General features: G+C 45.6%; 20 protein-coding genes. 9 read left to right on the forward strand and 11 right to left on the reverse strand.

Annotated elements, in window-relative coordinates:
- The first annotated feature begins 12 nt into the window (after positions 1–12).
- On the forward strand, positions 13–1,455 hold the full coding sequence (locus GF309_07615; protein ID MBD3158640.1) for a CoA-binding protein: 1,443 nt from the start codon (positions 13–15) through the stop codon (positions 1,453–1,455).
- A 54-nt stretch (positions 1,456–1,509) separates the two neighbouring features.
- On the forward strand, positions 1,510–2,238 hold the full coding sequence (locus GF309_07620) for an acetyl-CoA synthetase (protein ID MBD3158641.1): 729 nt from the start codon (positions 1,510–1,512) through the stop codon (positions 2,236–2,238).
- Positions 2,239–2,243: 5 nt separating this feature from the next.
- Here the strand turns inward: GF309_07620 and GF309_07625 are convergent, their stop codons facing one another.
- From GF309_07625 to GF309_07655, 7 genes are all read right to left on the reverse strand, one after another.
- Positions 2,244–3,437 carry a hypothetical protein gene (locus GF309_07625; GenBank protein MBD3158642.1) on the reverse strand — a complete coding sequence of 398 codons (1,194 nt, stop codon included), beginning with the start codon at positions 3,435–3,437 and terminating at the stop codon, positions 2,244–2,246.
- Positions 3,438–3,525: 88 nt separating this feature from the next.
- Positions 3,526–4,293, reverse strand: coding sequence for a di-trans,poly-cis-decaprenylcistransferase (gene uppS / locus GF309_07630; protein MBD3158643.1), 768 nt, complete (start codon positions 4,291–4,293; stop codon positions 3,526–3,528).
- Positions 4,294–4,365: 72 nt separating this feature from the next.
- Positions 4,366–4,737 carry a hypothetical protein gene (locus GF309_07635; protein ID MBD3158644.1) on the reverse strand — a complete coding sequence of 124 codons (372 nt, stop codon included), beginning with the start codon at positions 4,735–4,737 and terminating at the stop codon, positions 4,366–4,368.
- Between the two features lie 14 nt (positions 4,738–4,751).
- The gene (locus GF309_07640; GenBank protein MBD3158645.1) at positions 4,752–5,315 is read right to left on the reverse strand and encodes a gliding-motility protein MglA; all 564 of its coding nucleotides are present in this window, start codon (positions 5,313–5,315) and stop codon (positions 4,752–4,754) included.
- Between the two features lie 236 nt (positions 5,316–5,551).
- Entirely contained in the window at positions 5,552–6,025 is a 474-nt protein-coding gene (locus GF309_07645; GenBank protein ID MBD3158646.1) for a hypothetical protein, read from the reverse strand.
- A gap of 14 nt (positions 6,026–6,039) precedes the next feature.
- Positions 6,040–6,333: a hypothetical protein gene (locus GF309_07650; protein ID MBD3158647.1), complete on the reverse strand. Its 294-nt coding sequence runs from the start codon at positions 6,331–6,333 to the stop codon at positions 6,040–6,042.
- Between the two features lie 181 nt (positions 6,334–6,514).
- A complete protein-coding gene (locus tag GF309_07655; GenBank protein MBD3158648.1) occupies positions 6,515–8,146 on the reverse strand; it encodes a Sec23/Sec24 zinc finger-containing protein in 1,632 nt (543 codons plus the stop codon).
- Positions 8,147–8,336: 190 nt separating this feature from the next.
- On the opposite strand from GF309_07655, the gene GF309_07660 reads away from it, so the two are divergent.
- From GF309_07660 to GF309_07675, 4 genes are all read left to right on the forward strand, one after another.
- Entirely contained in the window at positions 8,337–8,702 is a 366-nt protein-coding gene (locus GF309_07660) for a hypothetical protein (GenBank protein ID MBD3158649.1), read from the forward strand.
- 183 nt (positions 8,703–8,885) lie between these two features.
- The gene (smc, locus tag GF309_07665) at positions 8,886–12,479 is read left to right on the forward strand and encodes a chromosome segregation protein SMC (protein ID MBD3158650.1); all 3,594 of its coding nucleotides are present in this window, start codon (positions 8,886–8,888) and stop codon (positions 12,477–12,479) included.
- The gene (locus GF309_07670) at positions 12,476–13,198 is read left to right on the forward strand and encodes a hypothetical protein (GenBank protein MBD3158651.1); all 723 of its coding nucleotides are present in this window, start codon (positions 12,476–12,478) and stop codon (positions 13,196–13,198) included. Before smc ends, GF309_07670 begins: the two co-directional genes overlap by 4 nt.
- 11 nt (positions 13,199–13,209) lie before the next feature.
- Positions 13,210–13,755, forward strand: a complete 546-nt coding sequence (locus GF309_07675; protein MBD3158652.1) for a hypothetical protein — start codon at positions 13,210–13,212, stop codon at positions 13,753–13,755.
- A 4-nt stretch (positions 13,756–13,759) separates the two neighbouring features.
- On the opposite strand, the gene hypE is transcribed toward GF309_07675, so the two are convergent.
- On the reverse strand, positions 13,760–14,779 hold the full coding sequence (gene hypE / locus GF309_07680; GenBank protein MBD3158653.1) for a hydrogenase expression/formation protein HypE: 1,020 nt from the start codon (positions 14,777–14,779) through the stop codon (positions 13,760–13,762).
- Positions 14,780–14,924: 145 nt separating this feature from the next.
- Here hypE and GF309_07685 point away from each other — a divergent pair, with 145 nt between their 5' ends.
- Entirely contained in the window at positions 14,925–15,302 is a 378-nt protein-coding gene (locus tag GF309_07685; protein ID MBD3158654.1) for a 30S ribosomal protein S8e, read from the forward strand.
- A gap of 24 nt (positions 15,303–15,326) precedes the next feature.
- Here GF309_07685 and hypA read toward each other — a convergent pair whose 3' ends face one another.
- Positions 15,327–15,719 (reverse strand): hydrogenase maturation nickel metallochaperone HypA, encoded by a 393-nt coding sequence (gene hypA / locus GF309_07690; GenBank protein ID MBD3158655.1) that lies wholly within the window; start codon positions 15,717–15,719, stop codon positions 15,327–15,329.
- Between hypA and GF309_07695 the strand changes: the two genes are divergently transcribed.
- Positions 15,691–16,476 (forward strand): hypothetical protein, encoded by a 786-nt coding sequence (locus GF309_07695; protein MBD3158656.1) that lies wholly within the window; start codon positions 15,691–15,693, stop codon positions 16,474–16,476. The genes hypA and GF309_07695 overlap by 29 nt on opposite strands.
- A 60-nt stretch (positions 16,477–16,536) precedes the next feature.
- Positions 16,537–17,076 (forward strand): hypothetical protein, encoded by a 540-nt coding sequence (locus tag GF309_07700; GenBank protein ID MBD3158657.1) that lies wholly within the window; start codon positions 16,537–16,539, stop codon positions 17,074–17,076.
- A gap of 76 nt (positions 17,077–17,152) precedes the next feature.
- Here the strand turns inward: GF309_07700 and GF309_07705 are convergent, their stop codons facing one another.
- Both GF309_07705 and GF309_07710 read right to left on the reverse strand, forming a co-directional pair.
- The gene (locus GF309_07705) at positions 17,153–18,721 is read right to left on the reverse strand and encodes a succinate dehydrogenase/fumarate reductase iron-sulfur subunit (GenBank protein ID MBD3158658.1); all 1,569 of its coding nucleotides are present in this window, start codon (positions 18,719–18,721) and stop codon (positions 17,153–17,155) included.
- 16 nt (positions 18,722–18,737) lie between these two features.
- On the reverse strand, positions 18,738–20,438 hold the full coding sequence (locus GF309_07710; GenBank protein ID MBD3158659.1) for an FAD-binding protein: 1,701 nt from the start codon (positions 20,436–20,438) through the stop codon (positions 18,738–18,740).
- Between the last annotated feature and the right edge of the window lie 123 nt (positions 20,439–20,561).

Raw genomic sequence — 20,561 nt, forward strand, 5'->3', positions numbered from 1 at the left:
ATCTAAGACTGGGTGATTGATGTGGCAAACAACAATACTGATGAAATTGATGTCTTCTTCAACGCTAGAAGTGTTGCAATTTATGGCGCTTCTCAGTCACCAAATAGCGTTGGACAGGCAATAGTCCAGAATTTCATAAAACCGCAGTATACTGGAAAAGTGTACGCTGTTAATCCGAAGTATGATCAAGTACTCGGTGTTCCTTGCTTTCCCAACCTACAAGAGATACCAGGCCCTGTCGATCTCGTTGTAGTAGCTGTACCCGCCCGAATAGCACCACGTGTTTTCGAAGATATTGGTAAGAAGGGATCAAAAGCTGCAATCGTAATTTCAGGCGGTTTCTCTGAGACTGGGGAGAAGGGGGCACAGTTAGAAAACGAGATTGTCGATATCGCACAGAAGTATGGGATTCGCATAATCGGGCCCAATTGTGTTGGTGTTATTGACACGCAAACAAATGTCGATACATTCTTCTTACCAGAATACCGGTGCGGTAGGCCAAAACCAAGTAACGTCGCCAATATTTCGCTTGTCTCCCAGTCAGGCGCATTCGCAGCTGCAATTGCAGACTGGACATCAGAACTAGGACTAGGGATTAGCAAGATTATCAGTTTGGGGAACAAATGCGATGTCGATGATGACGATCTCCTTTCCTACCTCGCTGAGGATGATTCAACACAGGTCATCTGTTACTACACCGAAGGCTATGATAAAATGGGAGGGCGTTCCTTCTACAGACATGCAAAAGAGATTACTCATCACAAGCCAGTAATCGTTTGTAAGTCAGGTAGAGGTGAAAGAGCCAAACGTGCCGCCAGCTCCCACACTGGTTCAATTGCAGGATCAGATAACATTGCAGATGCGGCGTATAAGCAATCCGGTATTATCCGCGCAGACAACTTCGAGTACATGTTTGATATGGCAAAAGGATTGGCAATGCAACCAGCCGCTAAAGGTGATCGGGTCCTCATAGTAACTAACGGCGGAGGCCTGGGCGTAATGACCACAGATGCTCTTGAGGCAATTGGATTGGCTATTCCACCACCATCCCCAGAATTGCATGAGAAATTGAACGAAAGGCTACCCGGCTACTGTGCCATAGGTAACCCAATTGATGTTGTAGGGGATTCGGATTCTAGCCGGTATGATATCGCATTTGAGGAGGCCATCAGTAGCGGCGAGTATGATATCATTGTTGTAGGGATGTTGCTACAAACACCGAGTCTCGGCATGGATATCACCAACGTAATAGCAAATCACCAACGCCAATCAGAATTCCCGTTTGTTGTAGTGTCAATGGGCGGGGCTTTTACGACGAAAGCAGGCGAGGTAATGGAATTAATGGGTTGCCCCACATATGCCACAGGAGAAAAAGCAGCACTGGCAGCTAAGGCACTTGCCGAGTTTGGAGAAGTCAAATTCGGCGATGAATTCAATAAGACTGTAGATGCCTGAGAAACCATAAATATGAGTGACAAATGTTCATGATAAAGACAGAGGTCTGATAGATTGAAGATTGCAAAGGAGATATTCGAAACCGCGCGCGAAGAAGGAAGGACCTTCGTTTTGGAACACGAAGCCAAGAGAATCATGCAGGAGTATGATCTTCCAATACCTGAATTCAGTACGGCTGCAACAGCTGAGGAAGCTGTCAAGGAAAGCAAAAAGATAGGATATCCAGTAGTTTTGAAGATTCTATCAAAAGATGTACTCCATAAATCCGATGCGGGCGGAGTCAAAGTCAATTTGAATAGTGATGATGAGGTCAAAGAGGCCTTCCAAGAAATCATGGAGAATGCCAAGAAATATGGGAAAGAGCAAGACCACGAGGTGGATCTCAGCAGGGGCGTATTCATTTCAGACTTCGCAGAAGAAGGAACTGAAGTGATTGTAGGGGTTACAGAAGATCCCCAGTTTGGGCATGCACTGATGTTTGGCCTTGGGGGCATATTCGTAGAAGTCCTCAAGGACGTGACCTTCCGATTGATTCCGCTAACAGAAGTAGATGCACGCGAAATGGTCAAGGAGATAAAGGCCTCCAAGATTCTTGAAGGAGTTAGGGGTGAGCCTCCAAGGGATGTTGATGCCCTAGTTGAGATAATCATGGCAGTCTCTAAAATGGTAGAAGAGAATCCAGAGATATCGGAACTGGACTGCAACCCCACATTTGTGTACGCTGAAGGGAAAGGGGCCACGGTCGTGGATGCCCGGATTCTGATAGAGGAAGAACAGAACTAATAGATTTACTTACTCAGAAGCTCATAAACTGCTATCAGACCACGCTTCAAATCCGAGTGCGAGAAGGTATCTGCATTCTCGGGTACTGAACCGATTGAGAGTAGAAGAACAAGTGACAGTAAACGGGGAACAAGGGCTGTGTGCTCAAGCAGAAACTCCCTGTTCCCAGTTGCATCGACAATGAGACCCTCCAATCTACGACTCAGCAAGCTCAAATGATGACCAAGTGTTTCTGAGAAGGTGATTTCTCTAAACAGTTTCCTAAAACGAGAAGTGTTGTCCAACAACTCTGGTGGCATTCCGGCTTGTTGAAGAAGAGTCATTGCGTTGACAATGGCCGCTTCGTACTCATTTGGCCCAACTACAGGACGGGCATGCTTGGCATTATCGAGCTGTACAAGAAAACGTAAAGAATTGGTCAAGATGTTCCTTGAGATACTTGGTAGAGTGGAGGACACCTTGGTGAGCAGTTGACTATGCTCATCTTCGAACTTCGCCGCTTGGGAAGACTCCAGACTATTTTCAAATTCGCTGGATATTCTGACTTCAACAATTCTGGGTAATTGTTCGTGAGTTCCAATCCTTCGTACCGCAGTCAATGCGAGAAATTCCTCTCGAGAAACATAGAATAGGAGAATCCGAACCAAATCATATGCAATTTCGAAATCCTCCTCATTGATTCTTGATTTTCCTTTACTCCGAGCCAAAGCTGCACAGAGGATAGCCCACGAGCTGATAGCCCCGTCACAGATGCTCTTGCGCTGCTTCTGTTCGAAATCATGTTGTTTGAGAAAACGGGAAAGGCGTTCAGCAGCCCCATCAATTCTTCCTAGCGCGCTACTTCCCAGTTTTACCTCACTCAACGATTGTAGGAAATCACGAGGGTCACGAGATGGAGGGCGGATAATGAAGCTTGGAGCCGACCTACTCATGCGCCACCATTTACTTGTCGAAAGAAAGTAATCAAGAACATCGACAGACAGGGTTACATCAGAGGGGGTAGAGGTATCTCTTGAGTCAAGGTAGGTTACGAGTTGAGAGAAGAGGGAAAGAAATCGAGACAGGTGAGTGGGTAGATTTTTACCTGCAAATTGATATTCAGAAAATCTTTCAACAAGAGATTTAATTCTATTCAAAGCTCCTGTTGAAAGCTCACATTTCGCTAAGCCGTGATATACATCTATTGGCTTTCGTGCCAAAGTTCGATATCTCCACTTGTCTCTGTTGTAGAGAGAAGAAATCATCCTGTGAATATAAAAGACTGTGTCATTGAGCTAACTAAAGAGGTCAGCGGCCATAGCGTCTGGAACGCTGTTCGTAAGCTCGTAGAGCACGCCATATATCTATACGCCGCACTGCCGGCCAGTATATTTGAGCAAAGTACAGCTCTGAGTAGGCAGATTGCCAAAGCAGGAAACCAGACAAACGCTCTTCTCCAGAGGTTCGTATTATCAAATCCGGATCCTTTATGCCATTGGTGTAAAGGTGGTTTTCAACAATGTTTTCATCAATTTCCTCAGGTGAGAGTTCCCCCGATTTAATCTCCCGACCAATTTTCTTCACTGCGTCAACGAGTTCAGCTCTACCAGAATAACCTATAGCAACATTGAGAATGTGCTTATCATACTCTTTCGTTTCCTCTTCTGCCATTTGTATAGCTTCAGCAACTTCGTCGGGTAATAAATCGACTCTGCCAATCGCCCGAATTCGAACTTGGTGTTTGTGGATATCAGGATTTCCAACTACCTCGGAGAATTTCTCACGAGCTATCTTCATGATTTCGCTGACTTCTCGTTCGGCTCTTTTGAAATTCTCGAGTGAGAAGGCATATATTGTACATATTTTGACGCCAGATTCCCAGAGGATTTTGAGCACTTCCATGACTTTCTGTGCGCCTTTTCGATGGCCATACCATGGTGTATCGAGGCCATGTTCTCTGGCATATCTTCTATTTCCATCAAGAATCATACCAACATGCTCTGGAGCATTCTCCGTATCCAGCTGGCGATTCAGCCACCACTCATACAGTCGGTAAACTGGTCCGGCGATATTCATGCTCAGCACATATCCTCGTGAATCAAGCCTGAACTAGACGTTAAAAGATTTAATGATGTAGGACCGCTTCTATCAAATCATGGTTGCGACTTTTTCTGCCGCTCGTTTCATGTCCAAGAAAACCAAACCCAATTTTGCATCGGCAGTAGTGGATACAGTAAGGCAGGCATTCATGCCAGCTTGAATTACAAGAAGCCAACCGTCATTACCCTTGATATTTACCTGCTCCAAATCCCCCTTTCCTAGCTCAATGGCAGCTTTCTCTCCCAAAGTCAACATTGCGGCCGTCATCGCAGCTACCTTTGCCTCATCAACATTTGTGGGCAGGGCTGAAACGATAGGCAATCCTTCGACACTAACTATCGCACATGCCTGTATTTCAGGAATACTACCTTGTAACTCGTTTAGTACGCTTTCCAGCGTTTCACCGCGCGATTCCGCCATCTGTTTTTTCACCTTTACTTGTACATTCGCTTGAGTATTACCTCTCGTGCTATAGCTTGGAACGCCCTCTTAACTCCAACGCCCTGTATAGCAATAGTTTCATACACGGGTATATTCCCGCCTAATCCTAAAACATCGAGCATCTCGTCTCGTGACATCCTGTTTGGAAGATCTCTCTTGTTGAGCATGATTACTATGGGGACCTCACGCTGTAAAGCATCGCCCATAAACATCTTCAGCTCTTCAAAGCTCTCCGCGTTCTCATCTCTCTGATCTGGAGATGAATCAGCAACGAAGAGGATGCCATCGGTACCTTGGAGGACGACCTTTCTCTGATGCCGATGTCGCTTTTGGCCAGCCACTGTAAATACGTCAAACAGAACCCGGCCGCCTGCACTCATGGGTACATAGTCGAAGAAGAGTGTTCGGTTTGTCTCATCTTCAATAGATGTGAAATCACCCTTTTGTAGTCCTTCAACTTTACCGTACAACCATCGTAGTGCTGTGGTCTTTCCACCTAGGCTTGGGCCATAGAATACGATTTTCAGATGAATGCGACCTTTATCGTCCTTCCGCATAGCAAACCACCTTTGTATTTTCTACAGTTCCGTAACTGCCAAATGGAGACATGTGAGGGCCCAAGTCTGGGCCATATGGCAGGGAATATGTAGGGGTAATAATCGTCACGTCCTTTAGTGAAAGGAAGATTCCTAGGTTGTATCCCCTGGTACGGGGTCGGCTGCCGTAAGAGGTTGCCCTCATAAAAGGCTTTGTGGCACACATCTCAAGGTCCTTGCCAATAATGGGAGATCCCCTAGACCTTCTCGAGCTCTTCCAAAGCCTGTTTGAGTCCTTCCTCGTCAAGCTCTTTACTCTTAGCAGGAGTTGATGTCTCGACTGCCAAGAACTTGTCGAGCTCGTCAGCCAATTCCTTGCCTTGCTTTTTCATGACAAGACGAATGAGTCCAATGTTTACCTCAGCTCCAGAAACGACGCTAAGAACACCTTTCCCACAAGCCGATGCGAAGATTTTCCCATCGGAGAACTCAGAGGTGACTATTTCCAAATCACCGATCTGAAGATTCTTACCTTGTTCTTCACTTGCACAGAAAACCGCGCTAGCAATAGCACCAATCGAATCGGTATCAACAGGGAAAGGGGCCAACTTTGATACGTTGGCAATGGTAAGGCCGGTCTTATCAGTCAAGATAACGCGTTTAATCCCCTTATCCTGCCTAATAATCTCAGTCAAGATTTTGTCGAATTGTTTTGGGTCGCTCATAATCATTACCCTCTCAATCTTTATTTCTTAAGGACTATCAGAATCAAGCCCTCTTTCTCATCAGGCGCGATATTAATCTGACCTTTAGATGTGTCAAGTGTGAGGAACGACAGCGAGCCCTCTTTGAGCTCTCGTACTGCGTCCAAAGCTTTGCCAACAAGAGAAGTCACAATTGCTGCGATATTCTCTGTTGTTTGAGCGTCTAGGTCGCTGCTCAGGGGTAGTCCTTCCATGCTTGTTACGATTACGCCGCGAACCCCTTCCTGAGCTTTGAGCTTGGAAAGGATTGATTGTAGTTTTTCTTGGCTTATCAACTTCTGGAATCCCCGCTGATGGCAATCATGCTCTTGGCATTTTGAAGCACACTTTTGCCTATTTTAGACTTGTGGCAATGTGCTATCTGAAATATGTCCTAATTGCGCAAAATATACCATCATTGGTTAAAAGATGGCCAGATTTAGCATATCGGAACAAGATTTCAGGCGTAGTGAGTTGTTACTCTTCGTCCTCATCGTCATCTTTCAGTAGCGCCCGAGAATTTCGCCTCATCTGTGCAAAGCTCTTTGTTGATGCTAAATCGGCAGCTGCTGATGGCCCCGCGCGAGGTGCTTTTTTCATCATCTCTTGGGTCTGCTGAAGTTCTTCCTCTTCAGAAGCCAGAGCTTCATCTACCCGCCTTATGTTGTTTTCAATCGATGAGGGTGCTTGTTTCGCGCGGCTTGTCATAGCTTTCCTGAAGGATGCTATTCTCTTTGCGCCTTCGCTGTGTTTTCCACGGAAAGCTTCTTCACCAGCCTTCTGGGTGGTGAATGTAGCAGCAAGCTTCGGATCAAAACTTGCCATGATTTCATCCTCGTCTTTTGTGACATTCAAACGGGTCGTTACAGAACGAATACGCCTTGCTCCACTCTTATCGAGGTACTCCACCTGTAGCTGTACAGGAATGCTATCAGTATCGAGTTCCTCTTCTGGTTCCATTTCAAAGTAGAGTTCGTGATTTTCTCCTACAACGCCCACTTTTCCGGACTTCTTTGATTTCATTTCATCAATCACTGCACGTGACATACCTGATGCATCCTTGACACGTACACCGGGTGGAGTTATCATGCGGACAGTAACATCTCGTGCAATGGAGGAAGCACCCGCAAGGGCAGACATACTTCTGTCAAGCTCATTTGGCGTTACATAGTACATCTGACCGCCTGTTGCCTCTGGAAGGAGGCCAAGCGTCTTAAGCTCCATTCCAGAACCCCCGGCGATTCCCACCACATCAAAAGCTGTACCAATATCACGAAACATCTGCCCCATCTGTTCATAGTAATCAGTTGCGGGTGTAACCTGGAATCCTTCCAACGAGCCAACACCTTCATTGGCAAGACCATCTGTAAGAAGTAAAAGCCGCCCAATATCTCGATGTTTCGCAATAGTATATCCCATAGCAACCGCGGGGCCTAATGCAGTACCTCCTTTCGGGCCCAAGTCTGCTACGTGCCTTTTTAACCGGTCACTATTTTTCCCGACAGCGACCATTTTCACGTCATCCAATAGAGTCCGACTTGTTTCTAATATCCGGTTCAAACTGGGGAAAGCCTCCCTTGGAAGATGGACAGCTTCTCCAGTCAGCGGATTTCTATAGGCGACCGAGCTTTCAAACTCAATTATGCCGAATAGAGTCTCTGGTGAATTCGCTGCCAGAGAGTCAATTGAATTCCGTAGACTTCTTTTAACGGCCTCAAGATTTGCGCCACCCATCGAGCCAGATACGTCTATGAGCGCTAAGAAAGCGCCACTGGCAGTTGACACTTCTTGTTCAGTAGATTCATCTTCGGAAGGGGGTGGTGCAATCAGAAAGTCGGATTCATCTCCTGCTGTAATAATCTCGCCTTCTACGACATTGAGAGTTCCACAGAACGGACAGATGAAATGTTTTCCAACTTTGGGATCTTCCACAATCTGGTCAGTACTGATAAGATATCCTCCACAACGTTCACAAGCAATTGGTTTTCCTACGATTTTCCTAACCTCGTGGGTAAGACCGCTGAATTCCACACGCATGACATAGGGGATATCGTCTAGAATTTTCTTTGAGGCCGGAAATGAGTTAGATGTGGGCTTGAGTAGGGGCATAGTTGTATCAACCTCAGCAGGTTTTATCTTTCAGTAGTCAAGATGTTATTAAGTGAATCGTCGTACGTTTAGAATAGAGAGGTTGACTACAAGTACGTGGGATTACACGAGCAACCCTCTATCGTAGAAGATATATATCCTGCAACAGCCCAGTAGCAAGAACACGACAGAACCAAGGAGGACAAGAATATTGGTTGATGAAGGTAGAGTTGAAGAGATTATAGCAGAAACCATGTCAGAAAATGCCGTAATCGAAGGAATGGTAGCGTGTAACGCAGAAGGAGAGGTAATCTTTGGTCATACGTTATCTGACAGCATAAAGCACAAAAAAGTAGCAGATTTGGTGGTAAAGCTCAGCTCGCTTTCCTCACAACTCAGTGGAACTGTTGATAAAGGCGAATTGAAAGAAGTGAGCATCACTTCAGAGAATGGATATGTCATCATCCTTGGGGATGTGGAGCTAGTACTCGCCGCCATCGTAGGTGAAGAAGGACGGGAATCAATGGGGCTTATCCGGATGACCCTTAGAAGAGCGCTAGTATCCATGTTGGACTAAATACTAGTTGAGCGACATTCTTTTCAATCATAAGAGTGAACGCAAAAGTATACTAGGTATATATCAAGTATTACGCAGATATTACCAAGCGTGATATTCCACATAATATCTCATAATCATGATGGTAGAGCGGACATAATGGACCGTATTTGAATTTGCGCTACAAAAACCGGATGGGAATGAATATTGGTACACATCGAACGGCTTGAATGTAAAGGCTTCAAATCCTTTGGCCGGAAAAAAGTATCAATAAAGTTCAATCCGGGGTTCACATGTATTGTGGGTCCAAATGGGTCAGGCAAGTCCAATGTAGTTGACGCTATTCTTTTTGTACTTGGACAACTCAGCGCTAAAACACTTAGAGCAAATGTTTTTGCGGATCTACTCTATTCACCTCCAAAGCCGAATATGCCTCCGGAGGCAAAATCAGCAACTGTTAAGCTGTATTTCAACAACAGAGATCGCAAGCTCCAAGTCGAGTCTGATAAGGTAGTAATCGAGAGAGAACTAGATGAATCGGGAAGGTCAACATGTCGAGTAAATGGAAAGGTTGTTACTCGTTCGACAGTAGTAGACATCCTCGGGGGCATTGGCGTTGATCCCAACGGATACAATCTGGTACTTCAAGGGGAAATAGCTCAGATTGTGAAATCCAGCCCAACACAGAGACGAGAACTCATAGAAGAAATAGCAGGCATCTCTGCGTACGATGAGCAAAAGGAGAAAGCGCTGAAGAAGCTTACCGAGAGCGAGAACAATCTTGGAAAAGTGGAAATGCAACTCCGAGAACGTCAACGGCAACTTGACAAGCTAGAGGAGGAAAGGGGCGATGCACTACAGTACCAGAAAACACGCCAACTTAAACGAGAGACTAGAATTGACAGCCTCGCTTGGAATATTGTGAAATCAGAAAGCCGAATTGAGACGATCAAAGAGACCCTTGCAGAAAAGGCCGAGGAGTATGAACAGCTCGAAAAGGAGCTCCACAATACTATTCAAAAAATAGAGAATACAGAAGAAGAGATTGGAAGAATAGATGATGAAATTGATCAGATTGCGGGTGAAGATTCAGCGCGAATATCAGAAAGGTTTGGTGTCGTGTCAGCTGCTGTAGAGCATTTGATAGAGGAACTAGATGAGGCCAATCGTAGTCTCAATGAAGCAAAAACAAGGAAAGAAAGGAAAGAAGAGAGACTTGAAAAGATTAAAGAAGAAATTCAAAAACTGAATGAGAAACATGGCCTAAAACAGGATTACCTAGAAGAGGTTACCGAAGAAGTTTCATCAGTAGAAACCAAGATTGAGCGATTGGAAAAGAGATTCGAAGAAGAACAGTCCAATTACTATAGGATTACACAGGAACTACAGCAATACAACAACAAGATGCGTTCTCTTGATGAAAGCATAGCACAGATTAGATCCACAATCAAATCAAATAACAGAGAATTGGGCTATGCCTATGAGGAACTTAGAGACAGTAAGGAGGGGCTGAAGCGGGTAACGGGAGAGGTAGCACAGCTTGAGAAGGAGATACCAGAGAGGGCCCAGAACATAGAGCAAATGAAAACATCAGAAAGATCCAAACGAAACGAGTTCCAGGACATCGAAGAGCAACTCGAAAGGGTCAATGCAGAAGTAGATGAAACGACCAAGGTCCTGTCATCTACGAGAGAAGAGTTAATCAGATTACAGGCCAGACAAGATGCGCTGAAAGAAGCTGAAGAATCGTTCCTGAAACGTAGAGAAGCAGTTGCTAGAGTATTGGAACTACGAGATGCAGGTGCTATAGAAGGGATTCATGGCACGGTCGCAGAATTAGGTACGATTGACCCAGATTATGCCGTTGCAATGGAAATAGCGGGTGGTAGCCGTCTTTCATATGTGGTTGTGGAAAACGAGAAAACTGCAACAAAATGCATAAACGCGTTGAAGACTGAACGGGTTGGAAGAGCCTCATTCATTCCCCTAAATAAGATAAAAACGAGGTCTCCTGGAAAACTTCCCGATAATGAGGGAGTAGTTGGATTTGCACTCAATCTTGTGAATTTCGATCCGAAGTTCCGCCCAGCCTTTGAATTCGCCTTTTCGGATACTCTGATAACCGAAGATTTCAGAACAACGAAGAGAATGGGATTTAGTGGGTGGAGGGCAGTTTCACTAGAAGGAGATATTGTTGAACGATCAGGTTTGGTTACGGGTGGACACTATCAGCACAAATCGAGGGGTCTCACCTTACAGGTGAAAGATGAAAGCCCCCAAATCATCGAGAAGCTAAATGGTCTCAAGAAAATATTAGGCGACTTGCGAGCTAAGCAGGAATCCCTCCGTAATCGAAAGGAACAGTTGGAGAAAGAAATAAACCAACTCGGAAATGAAAGATATAGACAAGAAATTAAGCTTGATAGACTAAAGGGGAACTTGTCCGAAAACGAAGAGAGAAGGTCTCGCCTAACTGAGCGAATTCATAAGTTGAATATAACAATCGAAGAGCTGGAATCTCAGACTGAAGAGCTCCAAGAGAAGGACGAACAACTGACCAGTGAACGAAATCGAGTAAGAAGAGAACGTGATGATTGTAACGAGAGATTAGCAAAATCGGATGCAGCACAGATAAACCAAGATCTCAAGGATTTGAAGAAAGTTCTAGAGCACGAGAAACAAAAAAGGGAGAGAACTGAGAAAGAGATAACAAAAATCAGACTCACTATTGATGAGAGATTGTCACCAAGAGCAGATGAACTGGCAAATGATGTTGAATCTATAGAGAGAACCCTTCCTGAGCTGAAAGAGCACATACAGGAATTGGAGTACAAACTAAGGAAGAAGAAGAGCGAGTATCAGGAGCTGCAGACCAAAAGAGAAGAAATCGAAGATGCGGTCAAGGACAAGAGAGTCTATCAACTTGACTTAAAGGAAGAAGTCAGGAATCTCCGCCTTCGTCATGAGGAAATACGAGAAGAGCAGACATCCAATGAGAAAGCGGTATATCGGCTTCAAACCGAACAGAGTAAGCTGGAAGAAGAAACTGTCGCTTTTTCGGCTGAATTGGATGAAATTGCTGATAAAGACAAGGAACTGGAGAAACGAAGAGACGCTGAAGAGTTAACATATAGCGAGATTGAGGATTTGGAGGAGGAGGTTAAAGAATTCCAGCGCGAATTGGAAGAGATGGGGCCCGTAAATCTTAAGGCCTTAACAGACTACGATATTGAGAAAGAGAAATACAACGAGATTGTTGAGAAGAAGGCCAGGCTTGAAGAAGAACACAAAGAGATTCTGAGTTTTATGGAGGAGCTAGAACAGGAAAAGACTCGAAAATTCTTAGAAGTCTATAATGAAATAGCCGACAATTTCTCTGAAGTTTTCGCTAAACTATCACCGGGAGGAGAAGCACATCTGATGCTCGAAAATCCCGAACATCCACTCATGGGAGGCATTACGGTCAAATCCAAGCCTAGAGGAAAAGATTTGGTATCGCTGGAAGCTATGAGTGGTGGGGAGAAAACAATAACAGGTTTGGCACTGATCTTCTCCATCCAAATGTATAACCCTGCGAGTTTCTACATTTTCGATGAAATTGATGCCGCCCTGGATGATGTTAATGCTCATAGCGTCGCAACACTCATATCTGAAATGTCCAAGACATCTCAATTCATTGTGATATCACTCAGAGATACTACAGTTCGTAAGGCAGATAAACTCGTAGGCGTTTCAAACCAAGATGGTATATCCAGTATTGTCACAGTTGATTTAGAAGAGGTGGCAGCTACAGCATGAATGAGAACAATGACCCATTCTGGACGATGCCACCATACGTTCTACTCACAGATATACTACAACTCGATAAAGTTGAGCCATGGAACGTCGACGTTGGGAAGCTTGTCCGACAGTTTCTTCGAGAGATGAAAAATGTCGGTGATGTCAATTTTCGTGTATCAGGGAATGCACTCTACTCTGCTTCAGTCATTTTTATGAAGAAAACCAGAGATTTGGTGGACTTGGGTCTCATTCCTGAGGAAGAGGAGGAGCAAGAGGAAGATATCGAGATTCCCCTTATTCGCCCACCGTTCAGGCTAAATAATCGACGTGTTACTCTTGAAGAACTAGTCGTTGCAATGGACGAAGTCCTTTCTAAAAAATCCCGAAGCAGTTCAAGGTCAAAGAAAAAGAAGTCCGAACCACCGCCCGAACCTGTTTCGTTCAAGGTGGACATGACGAGGGCAGACATAGAAGAGACCATTGGGGAAGTATACAAAGATCTGCAGGGGCTTATGGAAGTCGGAGAGACATCGAAATTCATGAATCTTTTGATGAATAATACTCGAAGAGAAATTGTTCGAATTTTCTTCGCATTATTGCATCTTCATTCTAGGGCCTATGTCGAAATATGGATGGATGAAGACGATATCATCTGGGTGCAGCTTTGTGAACCCCCAGAAGAAGAGGAGAAAGAGAAGATTAGTAAATCAGAAGTTCAGACACTCCTTTCAGATTAGAGTTGAGAGAAATGGATGAGGATTTGAAGACACTTGAAGCAGCACTGTATGCCGCTGGCAGGCCCCTCACCATAGAAGAGATGTCAGAATTAATCGACAAGGCGGAATCATCCACACGGGAATTGGCAGAGGAACTAGGTTATCGCTATCACAAGCGGGACGGGGCCTTAGAGGTTGTGGAGCTCCCTAGAGACCGATTCGTTCTACAATTGAAACCTGAGCTTACTCCAAGAGTAGGCAAACTCATACCTGGTGGATTGCTTTCGTTTGCAACACTTCAGACGTTGGTGTACATAGCACTAAAACAGCCCATCCTCCAATCGGATGTTGTCTCTCACAGAGGTACCCACTGTTATGAGCACATACATGAATTAGAAGAGCTAAAATTTCTAGAGTCGACTCCACATGGTCGAACAAAACTACTGAAGACCACTCGTCTGTTTGCAGACTATTTCGGATTACATCCAGAGAAGGTCAAAATGAAAGCGCAGCTCCGGCACAAAATGAAAAAGATACTTGAAGAGCAGAAAGCGAGAGAAGAGAGTTCAAACGCATGATACTCTAACAGACCCTTGGAACTGGTTCACCATACGGGACCTGAATCACTTTTCGCCCACCGATTCCTGTTTCAAGAATGACTCTCGCAGGGCCAGCTTCTACTTTACCGATAGCTTTGGCTTCTTTGGTTGCAGCGTGACGGTGTAGGACATCAAGTAAATCGTCTGTTTTCTCAGAATCAACGACCATAACTGCGGTACCTTCACAGCTCATATTGAAGAAATCTAGGCCTAATATCTCACAGAGTGATCTAACGGCGGGGCGAACAGGTACTTCTCCGTCCTCAATAACAATCTGGGCATTGGATTTTGAAGCAATTTCGTTGAGAGCAACAGAGCTGCCACCTCTAGTAGGGTCTTTCATTGAATGTACGCCACCAATATCCAGACAGTCGCGCAAAGGTTCCCACAGTGGGGCGACATCACTTATCAAGTCGGTATCGAAGTCAAGGCCTTCACGATGAGCTAAGAGGGTGGTGCCATGATCACCAATAGGACCCGTAACAATAACATCATCTCCAGGAAGGGCACCTCTATCAGTAATCGGTTCTTCAAGGTAACTCACACCTATACCCGTTGTGGAGAAGACCAGTTGATCGATGGTGCCTCGAGGCATGACCTTGGTATCACCTGCAATCATGGCAATACCAAGTGGCTCAATGATGCTGTTCAAATCCTTGAGAATCTGAGCCAATCGTTGTATTTCGAACCCCTCTTCTACAATTATGGTATTGGTCATAGCAAGGGGTTTTGCGCCCATTACAGCCAAGTCATTAACAGTACCGCAGGCGGTCAACGTGCCTATGCTTCCACCGGGGAAACTCAGAGGCTGTACTGTATGGGCATCGCTACACACAATCAGGTTTCCATGATCAGACAGGAGTGTTGCACCATCATCCATTTCATCTAAGCCAATCGGACCTAATCTCCGATTACCAAATGATGGGATTATTACCTCTTCCAGGAGCTGTTGCATAATCTTTCCACCAGCCCCGTGTGAATTTTCTATTTTCTCCATGTCCATAGGGATTCCTCTGAGCCACTTGGTGAATGGAATTGGTAATATTTCAAAGAAGCGTTATGACAATCACAACGCTTGCTTTTGTCACTGAGGAAAATTTAAAACAGCTTTGAAGTTTGCGTGATTTGATTATTGAAAGGTGGCATAAATGGGTGTCTGGCATCGCAGATCTCGGAGAACTAAGACCGGCGCAAGGAAAAGCCGATTCAAGAGCAAAAGGAAGTACGAACTTGGACGGACACCGACTGAGACTGTAATGGGCGAACCTAAACGCCGACGGATTGATAGTAGAGGCAGTCACAAGAAGACACCAGCACTCCGCCTTAACATGGTCAACGTAACAGATCCAGAGAAGGGTGAGACATCGCGTGCAGAATTGGAGGATGTCATCAAAAACCCTGCAAATATGGATTACCAGCGTAGGAAAGTCATTACAAAGGGTACCATCATCAAGACTTCAAAGGGCAAGGCGAGAGTAACAAGCCGACCGGGTCAAGATGGAGTATTGAACGCAGTTCTTATCTGATCCATACTACTATACTCGGATAGGTTAGGATTCATCCGAATCGAGCTCTGCTTCTATATTGGTGATTACGAATCCGCGACCGCCAGTAATGGTGGTATTGCTGCTTTTGCATTTTGGACACTTCATAGGAGCGAAGGCTGCAATTTCAGGGGGAACATCATCTGGGCTCTGTGCTTCCCCTTCGAAGCCACATTCTGCACACCGAATGCTCCCCTTAACTTTCTCGATATTAAGCTCAGCACCTTCAAGAATGGTACCTTCAGTGGCTATTTCAAAATTGAATTTCAGTTGTTGAGGCATCAGAAAGGTGAATTCACCGACCTCCACGTTAACGCCCAGAATCTGCTTCACATCATGGCCTTTTGCTGCTTCCAATGCAGTATCACGAATGGAACACGCGGCTGAAAATTCGTGCATTATCCCTTTTTCCCTGGAGATGGTCCTTGGTTGTTTGTTAAGGCGTTTTTGTTGTGAACATCTGCTAGACACTCTTTATATACAACCACGAAATATAGATTCGAAAACGGATGGAGGATGTGGATTGAACAAACCACCCAACAAAAAGGCAGACACAAAAGACAATCCTCCAGATTTTTCCGACATACCAGGCATCGGTCCAACACTCAGTAAACGGCTAAAGAAGGCAGGATATGATTCATTGCAGCAAATTAGTGAAAGTATCCCTGCTGAAGTAGCAGAAGGTGTGAAAGGAATCAGTAGGGACAAAGCCCGAGAGATAGCGATTAGTGCAAGCAGACTGCTCGAGAAGACTAGTGAGGGGGAAAAGGCAAAAATAGCCGAGGGGGAAGCCGATTCAGAGATTGATGATCTTGCAAAAGAGTTACGAAGTAAGGATCAGCAAGTCGCTTTAGGAGCCATTGACAGGTTAGGCAAAATCGAAGATAAGAGAGCCACAGAGCAGCTGATGAGTTGCCTAGAAGATCCAAGATACATGGTAAGAATGTTCGCTGCGGTGCAGCTTGGAGAACGGGAAGATGAGAAAGCAGTTGATGCTCTAATTCAGGCACTACATGACGATTCACTTTTTGTGCGTCAGACTGTCGCCGGGGCTCTAGAGAATATTGGCTCTAAGAAGGGTCTAGATGCAATAGCAGATGCAGAAAATGAGGGAATTCTGCTTAACGAGCTTCCCGAAGGCAAAAGACTAAACTGATTAGAGATGAATCTGAGGGTATAAACCCCCTTCAAAATGAAACTACAGGAGAACTGTTCAGTGGAAGACCGGTCAGTGGATGAAATTCAAACCAAAATCAGCGATTTGGATTTAGACTATATGCGTGGATTGGTTTCTGAAGAAGAATACAAAGCTAAGATGGAAGAATTGCAGGAGAAGTTGGAGGCAGCAGGAGGGAAACCTTCTGGTCTCTCTGCAGCACAAAAAGCCAAAGAGTCTCTCAAATCGCCACCAGAAGAGGAATTCACTCAGCAACGAGGAGTGGCAACAACAGACCCGGTTACAGCCGTCAAAAGAGCTGTACAGAAGTTCAGAAGGATTCCAATAGAACGGATTGCCCAAGAAGCTGGTGTGAGCGCAATCAACACAGCTAAGATATTAACCGATCTACTGGATGGACGAGAGTTATCTGGGCGGATAGATCGTGAAAGGGGAGATCTGCTATTGGGAACCGGTAGTGGCCCTGCACCGAAAAACATCGTAGTTTGCCCATTCTGTGGTCGAAAGATGGACAAGATAGCAGTACGGGGAGAAACCGTCACCTGTAATATGTGTCAAGAATCTTTTGTCATTTCATAGTGATGTTGAATGGGCGATTCAGTCTCCAAAAGGGAGACGGGAGCAGCTGGTCCTACTCCCGGAAGATAGATTGGCCTTATTCTCCCTGGCTTCCTTTTCTATAGGATTCGAGCAGCAAATCTGGTAGATATAAGGCCTCGATTCCTGTGCCTTGCAGAAGGTCTTTCAGTTGAATTGTACAGAAGGGGCATTCAGTAGTTACAAGCTCTGCCCCCGTGTCCAATATATACTCCCGTTTTGTATCAGCGATTTTCATAGAGAGATCCCGTTGTCCAGCTCGTACACCACCACCAGCCCCACAACACCGATTCTTGTATGGGTCGTCAATATACTCAATTCCTGGGACCATCTTGAGAATTTCTAGCGGCTCATTGACAACTCCTTGACCTCTGCCCAAGTGGCAGGGCTCATGATATGTGACTTTCAAATCGAGTTCACCTTTTGGTGGGACCATGTTTTCTTTACCCAGCACCTCAATCAGATATTCGGTAAGGTCCATAACCTTGAACTTTGGAGGCTCTCCGCGTTCTTCCTCAATGAGTGGATAGTGGTCTTCCCTCATCGTCTTTCCGCAGCCAGCACATGCAACAATGACTGTGTCGAAATCCCATTTTTCCATAGCATCTTCAAAAATCTGTGTGGTTTTTCTCGCTGCTTCTTTAGCAGTCTCCATGGCACCCGTTCTGAAGGCAGGACTTGCGCAGCACCATTGTTCTTTGGGAACCACGACATCGACATTGTTCTGATTAAGAACCTCGATTAGTGCCTCACCCGTATTCTGCATTCTATAATCAATAAGACATCCTGTGAAGAACGCTACACGCCCCTGAGGGTTCTCTACGAAGAATTCCTCTGTCTCTATTTCTTCAAGAAGGGGAGTTTCCTTCCGAGATACTGAGCGGCCGGTTTCCTGCATACGTTCCACGAAAGTCTGTGCCCCCTCTGGGAGTGGATAACCAGCATCTACTGCTTTCGCTCGTAGAAGTTCTACCGCTAGACTTGGTATCTTAATGTCCTTCGGACAAATGTCCTCACAAAGCTTGCAGGTTGTACAGTAATACACGGATTCGTCAAGAGCCATCGATACTCTGTCTTCAACATCTCGTGGATCGAGCTCAAGTCGTGCAAGCTGCCGGATAATCATTGGTCCTGCATAATCCCAAGTTTCCTTGATGACCGGACAGTTTGCAATACAAGCGCTACATTCGATACATTTCCGAATCTCACGCAGCTTTTCAATCTCACTGGAGTGAATTATCTCAGGGCGTTCTGGTCTTTTATCTCGTGATACATATGGACGAGTCCGTCGCAGCCTCCCAATAGTTTGTTCTAAATCAACTACCAGGTCCTTTATGACAGGCATCTTATCCATCGGCTCGATAACCAGTTCCTCATCAGGATCGACCTTTGTCCTGCAGGCAATACGGGCAATTGTGTTTACTGTAACTGCACAGGAACCGCATTGTCCGCCTCTGCATTCCCAGCGGAATGCCAGACTCGAGTCGTATTTGTCTTGGATGTAAAGAAGTACATCCAGCACGGTCATACCCGGTTCGAATTCTACATCATACTCTTCAAAGTATGGGGCATCATCGACATCAGGGTTATATCGCTGAACTTTCGTCTTGACAGTTTCCTTGGACATCGTTATTGGTCCTCCTTCATGGTGGCGTGATGCGAGTTATCACGAGATCTTCCTTCCGGAGCTCGGGTTCCCCGTCTTCGCCTTTTCGAATGACAATATTGTAATAGCCCTTATCATTGCGGTCTGCGTCACTGCGGTAGTGAGCACCTCTGCTGCCCTTTCGCATGAAAGCAGCTTCAGCGACTAAGCGAGAAGTAATCACCATGTGGCCAAATTCAATAGCCTGATGCCATCCCGGATTGAATCGCTTGATTGGTACATCTACTTTGATGTTGGGAACAACCTCTTCTTCAATGCGCTTCAGATCCTCAACAGCTTCTGCGAGACCTTCATCATCTCTGAAAATCTGCACCTTATCCCACATCAGACTGGTCAATTCGTCTCGGGCATCAGCTGGCGAAATTCCTTCCTTCCGCCGCAACATCGTCTCAACCCGGCTGAATTCCCCTTTGACATCGTCAATATCCATTCCGGGGAGACCATGTTCGTTCGCGAATTTGGCTGCATTCTCACCTGCCAGGGCACCGAAAACTTGAGTGTCAGCTAAAGCATTACCACCCAAACGGTTTCCACCGTGAAGTCCGCCCATACATTCACCTGCAGCATACAGGCCAGGTAATGTCGATGAAGCGTTCGCATCTACCTTGATGCCGCCCATCAAGTGATGAGCCGTGGGTGATACTTGCATAGGCTCTTCGCGGATATCTACTCCAGCGTCACCAAACTGCTCAATCATACTCTCAAGCCGGTATTCGATGATTCGCTTTGGTAGATGAGCGATACTGAGGTAAACCCCTCCATCAGGAGATCCACGTCCTTCTCTGACTTCAGTCATGATAGACCTCGCCACTTGGTCTCGACCAGCCAGCTCCATAACCTTCGGATAGTACTTGTCCATGAAGCGTTCCCCTTCACTATTCAGGAGTATACCACCTTCGCCCCGAACGGCCTCGGTAACGAGTCTCCCCTTTGCAGATTCAGGCTTAATCATGCCAGTCGGGTGAAATTGGCACATTTCCATATCAATCATTTCGCAGCCTGCTTCATAGGCCATAGCATAACCATCACCGACATCGAGGGCTGCATTGCTTGTGACCTTGAAAATACGACCTGCACCACCTGTGGCCATAACAATTGATTTTGCTCGGAAGACAACATAGTCCCCGTACTTGAGATCAATAGCAGTAACTCCTGCAGCTCTGCCGTCCTTCACCAGGATTTTAGTAGCAAACATTTCGTCGAAAACGCGAACAGAGCTCTTTCGAATCGCTTCGGTAAGTGTGACCATGATTTCTGAGCCTGTGCGGTCTGAAGCATAGGCAGTTCTCCGATAGGTCTGTTTTCCGAATGGGCGCTGTGCGATTTTGCCCTGTGGAGTTCTATCGAATACTGCACCCATTTCTTCGAGATCGTATATTCGGTCTGGCGCTTCATCAACAAGTATCTCGACTAATTCTTGGTTGTTGATGTAATTTCCGCCCACAACTGTGTCTTTGAAATGAACTTCAGGATCATCATCAGGATCTACATTTCCGATGGCTACATTCATACCACCTTCGGCCATGGATGTGTGGGCCTTGCCAAGCATCTCCTTGCTAAGCATAATCACGTCAGCATTGTGCTGTTCTGCTTCAATAGCGGCACGACAGCCAGCACCACCAGCACCTACAACCAAAACATCGCATAATATTGTCTTATAACTAGGTGAATCTTCCAAACAAAAGCCTCCGATGGCCAATCGTTTTCACTTTGACATCGGTCTATGGAGGCGCTATATAACTTGTAAGGTATGGGAGGACTATCCCCAGAAGACAGATTCAATGGGGACAGTCCCGCACGT

The organism is Candidatus Lokiarchaeota archaeon (assembly GCA_014730275.1).
GTDB lineage: Archaea > Asgardarchaeota > Thorarchaeia > Thorarchaeales > Thorarchaeaceae > WJIL01.